At 29.4% G+C, this 5,156-nt stretch carries 6 protein-coding genes; 3 read left to right on the forward strand and 3 right to left on the reverse strand.

Annotated elements, in window-relative coordinates:
• Positions 1–183 precede the first annotated feature (183 nt).
• Positions 184–1,179 carry a YeiH family protein gene (locus CD032_RS09650; protein ID WP_103211453.1) on the reverse strand — a complete coding sequence of 332 codons (996 nt, stop codon included), beginning with the start codon at positions 1,177–1,179 and terminating at the stop codon, positions 184–186.
• Between the two features lie 124 nt (positions 1,180–1,303).
• Between CD032_RS09650 and CD032_RS09655 the strand changes: the two genes are divergently transcribed.
• The gene (locus CD032_RS09655; protein WP_019467637.1) at positions 1,304–2,125 is read left to right on the forward strand and encodes a LysR family transcriptional regulator; all 822 of its coding nucleotides are present in this window, start codon (positions 1,304–1,306) and stop codon (positions 2,123–2,125) included.
• Positions 2,126–2,507: 382 nt separating this feature from the next.
• On the opposite strand, the gene CD032_RS12955 is transcribed toward CD032_RS09655, so the two are convergent.
• Together CD032_RS12955 and CD032_RS09660 are read right to left on the reverse strand one after the other, a co-directional pair.
• Positions 2,508–2,609 carry a type I toxin-antitoxin system Fst family toxin gene (locus CD032_RS12955; RefSeq protein ID WP_307724321.1) on the reverse strand — a complete coding sequence of 34 codons (102 nt, stop codon included), beginning with the start codon at positions 2,607–2,609 and terminating at the stop codon, positions 2,508–2,510.
• A 115-nt stretch (positions 2,610–2,724) separates the two neighbouring features.
• Positions 2,725–3,036 carry a hypothetical protein gene (locus CD032_RS09660; protein WP_011867767.1) on the reverse strand — a complete coding sequence of 104 codons (312 nt, stop codon included), beginning with the start codon at positions 3,034–3,036 and terminating at the stop codon, positions 2,725–2,727.
• Positions 3,037–3,176: 140 nt separating this feature from the next.
• Here CD032_RS09660 and CD032_RS09665 point away from each other — a divergent pair, with 140 nt between their 5' ends.
• Entirely contained in the window at positions 3,177–4,397 is a 1,221-nt protein-coding gene (locus tag CD032_RS09665) for a hypothetical protein (RefSeq protein ID WP_103211454.1), read from the forward strand.
• Between the two features lie 350 nt (positions 4,398–4,747).
• On the forward strand, positions 4,748–5,156 hold a 409-nt coding region (locus CD032_RS13490; protein WP_438829912.1), incomplete at its 3' end, for a BCCT family transporter.

Genomic DNA, 5,156 nt, shown 5'->3' on the forward strand with positions numbered 1-5,156 from the left:
ACTCCTTTTTGTTAAAATTATACTATAAATTCAACTTTGCAACAGAACCAATAAGATAAATGAAAAACATTAGATTCATAATTCAATCCCTCAAAATCTACACCCAAAGATTTGAGAAATTGAATTATTGAAGACTTTTTTCAACTTTATATAGATATTTATATCAATTTCTTTTATTATAATTTAACCGTAAAAGCATTTCGCGACGATAAATGTTACAACCGATAAACAAATAGATACAACAGTGACAACTATTAATGGTTTGAAAGCACGATCTTTTAAGTCTTTAAAGGAAACATTTAACCCTAATGCAACCATTGCCATCAATAAGCATATAGTCGTGACATTATCGATAATTTGCATAACCATGTGTGGCAATGGCACATAAGTATGGAACAGTGCCATCATGACAAAACCAAGTAAAAAGTAAGGTACATCAATACGTTTTTTTTCGGTCTCGCCCTGTGATTTAAATCTCATAATTAGAATTAAAATAATACTCAAAGGTATTAATAAAAACACACGTCCCAGTTTTCCTAACAATCCAATACTCAAAGCTGCTTGACCTGAGAAATCCGCAGCAAGAATTACATGTGCAATTTCATGTAAACTTGTGCCTGACCAGACCCCAAATACTTCAGGAGATATTGTAAAAACAGAATATATCACAGTATATGCAAGTGAAAATATAGTGCCAATAAGTGCGACAATCCCGATACTAATCGCAGAATCTTTTTCTCTGGACTTTATTATTGGAGATATTGCTGCAATAGCCGCCGCGCCACATACCCCAGTGCCAATACCTAATAATAGCGTGAGGTGTTTATCCCCTTTAATGTATTTATTTAGTAACAACATTAACCCGATACTAAAAAGGATGACTCCAATATCGATTAATAACAAACCGCTACCTTTTCCAATCACATCATAAATATTTAACTTTAATCCATATAATATAATAGCTAATTTCAGTAACCGTTTAGATGAAAATGCGATGCCTGAACGATATGCTTCAGGGTAACCCTTAAAATGTCTATATAGAATCGCAATCAGTATAGCAATTGTTAAAGCACCTATCTTATCTAAAAATGGTAACTTTGAGCCTAATAAACTTATAACTGCGATGATAAATGTGAATAATAAACCATAAATAAAGGCTTTACTTTTTAAGGTCTTCATTTTTTAACTCCTCCTTTATCAAAAGCTTAGCACCGCAAAGTTATAACGTGAAATAAATATTAAGTATATTACTCATAACAATTTTGTTATAATAGAGGGGCTCAAATGTCAGGAGGCCTAGTTAATGGATTCATTAAAAGTTCTAACTGAAGTAGTTAAAACGCAAAGCTTTACTAAGGCTGCAGAAAATTTATATACTTCACAGCCATCAATAAGTCGTGATATTAAACGATTAGAACTGGAATACGATGTAAAAATTTTCGAATTTAGACATTCTAAAATGTCTTTAACGAGTGATGGGGAGAAACTATTTCAATATGCTTTACAGCGTGAGCATTTAGAACAAACCTTAAGACACGATTTGAAAATGCAGCCTGATACGATTTCGGGAGATTTAACGGTAGGGAGTAGTTACACGTATGGCGAATATCGATTGTCACAACATCTTACTGATTTAGCAAAAAAATATCCTGAATTATATATTCATGTGCAATTAAATAATTCTGATACAGTATTACAACATATTAAGAATAACATTATCGATTTAGGTATAATCGAAAAAGAGGTTCAAAGCAATATCATATACAGTAGACGTATTGCTCAAGATGAAATAGTATTAATTCGTAAAAAATCATCATCTCCAAATAAAGCAATATGCTTTATCAGAGAACGTGGATCAGGTACACGCGTTTACCAAGAAAATGCATTATCACAAATGACTTCATCATCCTATTTAGTAGAAATTAATAATACAAATCTAATTAAAAATATGGTCCATGCTGGTAACGGCTTTTCTATTGTTTCTAAATCCACATTAACGCCGTATGATTTAGAAAAACTAGAAGTAACAAACTTAGACATCACACGCTATTTCTATTTAGTCATACATAAAGATAAGTATATTGATACGAAGCTTAATGAAGTCATCAAAAATTTGGTTTCATAAATTTTGATTTTTGTATTATTTATTCTAAATTTAATGCACGTTCCAATGACAATCTATTTTATAAATGGTTAAATATCTGTTTAGAAGCCATCCAAGAAAATATAAGCATCTAACTACATTTTTAAAATCTAATTACTCAAAAAATAAAGATAAAGTATAAACTCTCAATATATAACATTCATAATTTACCCTTTAAATTCTTTACAATTAGTATCGAAAATATTAAAACGATACCTTGTAACTAATATCGTATATATCACTTTGCATTCCCACCTGCTATGATGTTATAATGTATTTAACAAAAAGTAGTTCCATTGGAACACCGAACCCCCAACCTATTCCAGTAGGTTGGGGGTTCTTTTTGGTGGGCTATGTCGCCTTATTATTTATTGCGGCTGTTTAGCCAAAACGTAAAACCCGCAATTATGCATCCTGAAACAACAGGTGCAATTATACTAACAAAAAGCAGTTCCACTGGTCTCACCTCCTTCCGTCGAATATATCGCCGGAAGTTAAGACGACTCTGTTATTATATCATTTGTGAAAGTGTAAGCATATCTACTTCCGATAAGTTAAATTATGTTGAACAATTTATCCTATCAATTTTTTTTCTTCCAAGTGTTACCATCTTCATCTTTTAATTCTTTACCTTTTACTTTAAACTTCACAGTACTGTCATCACCTTCTAATTTCAATGAAAAGTTGTCCTTTTCCACTTTCTCAATTTCACCTTTCATTGTTAATCCCATATAAGTTATCTCAGCATTACTATCTTCTATTTCCATTGTAACCTTTTCTCCATCATCTTCTTTATACACCCATTCACCTTGTGCCTTATCTTCTGCATTTCCACAAGCAGTTAGTAACAAACTAACGCTAAGAACTAAAACTAGTATTAACCCTTTTTTCAAAATAATCTCCTCCTTTTAAAATTAAAAAATATACACATAAACAATATTATTTTAATTTTATATATATTGCAACGTTATTTTGTGTTAAGTTAATATTAATAACTTTTTAATTACATAATTTGTAAAAGGGGATTGTTCATATGGAAAAATTAAAAACATTTCTGAAAAAATTTAAATGGTATTTAATAGGCGGCACCGTTCTATTACTTGGCATTATTTTAGTAATTACCTTATTTGTTAAAAATCATAAAATAAATGTAGAAGATGATGTACAAGTCTCTTTCCATGGTTATGAAAAATCTGGCACTGCTGAGATTACAGATAAATCTTATGATAAAGTAATGAATAAACTTTACATACGTGCATTAAAGCAATCTAATTTTAAAAATAAAGAAATTATAAGAATGATAGAGAACAATGAGGATGAAGATATAGAAGAAGAAAATCTAAATTATGATGAACTTCAGCAAATGAGACATGCTTCTAAAATCATGGATAATGTCAATTTTAATATTTACAATAATGAAAATTTATCAAATGGAGATAAAGTTAAAGTACAATTAAAACTCGAAAAAGGGACATCTAAAGAATTTAAATTAAAAGCAAAAGAGTTTACAAAAGAATTTAAAGTGCATGGTTTAAAGAAACCTAAAGAATTATCTGCAAAAGATTTGATTGAAGGTTTCAATCCTAAATTTACCGGCGTGAATGGTTCTGGATCACTTAATTTAATAACTAAAGACGCTCCTAAAAACTTGTCTAATTTATCTCTCTCAAATTATGAATTTACAGTTCCTAATAATGGTAATTTGAAAAATGGTGATAGTATCAAATTGACTATTCCGCAAGATTTAATAGATGATATAAATAATAATGGTTCAAGCTCATTTAAAGGTAAGAAAACTTATACAATAGAAGCTAATGACCTGCCCGAACTAAATAAACTTGAAAATATTTCTGAGACGCTTGATAGAAATAATAAACTTATTAAAGATGAATATAATAGTAGTAAATACACTAAATATAAGACTGAAAACATAGATAATTACTATAAAGTTGATTATGATGTATCAAGTGATGATTACTTTGATGATGACAAAGAAGAGGGTGAAAAGGTTTCACCTGCTTCTAAAATTGAACCAACAAAAATTACATTGATTACAGCAGTGAAAGTGACTAGAACGAGTGAATATAATGATCCTGATGTATATTATAATTATAAAGGATATAAAAATTATAATTTAGAAAACAATAGACTTGTTAAAGATGACACAATAGAAGAAGTATCTACATCCAGTGACGAAGATTCGATGAATGATTTGCATGATGAACTTACATCAGATGATTATAAAAAATTATAACTTTTATTCATTTGCAATATTAGTAACATATTACAATAGTAACCAAAAATCTTACTATAAATTATTTAAAGTTTAAAGAATTCAATAAAAATGAAAAACAATAGTAGCTCTGTATACTTAGATTTATTCTTTAGCGTATCATTTCCGATAATTTGAAATATATTAAATAAAAGTACTTTGTTTTTATATGAATTACAGAGCAGTAAAACACTATAAACAACACAGTAATTAATATCCTATTCTTCATAAGATACCTAGGATTTCACTCCAATTTAATTTATAATAATTTGTATATTATAAAAAGCAATTCATTACTTTTTATATTGTAATACTTAAAATAGGAGGTTTTCATTTTGGAAAATAAACAAAATAATGCTAATGGGAAAAAATTCTCTTCTGTTTTTACTTATAGTATTATTATTACCGCAATCGTCGTATTGTTAGGTGCAATATTTCCAAATCAGTTTAATGAAATAGGGACAAATATTACTGGTTGGATTACTGAATACTTTGGTTGGTATTATATGGTTATTGTTGCGTTAATGATATTCTTCTGTGTCTTCTTGATATTTAGTCCAATCGGAAAATTAAAATTGGGTAAACCAGAAGATAAACCCGAATTTAATACAATTTCATGGTTTGCGATGTTATTTAGTGCTGGTATGGGAATTGGTTTAGTGTTCTGGGGAGCAGCTGAACCAATCAGCCACTTTGTATCTCCACCATCTGGTGATCCTCAATCAGCAACTGCCTATAAAG

Origin of the sequence: Staphylococcus cohnii subsp. cohnii (genome assembly GCF_002902365.1) — a bacterium.
Lineage (GTDB): Bacteria > Bacillota > Bacilli > Staphylococcales > Staphylococcaceae > Staphylococcus > Staphylococcus cohnii.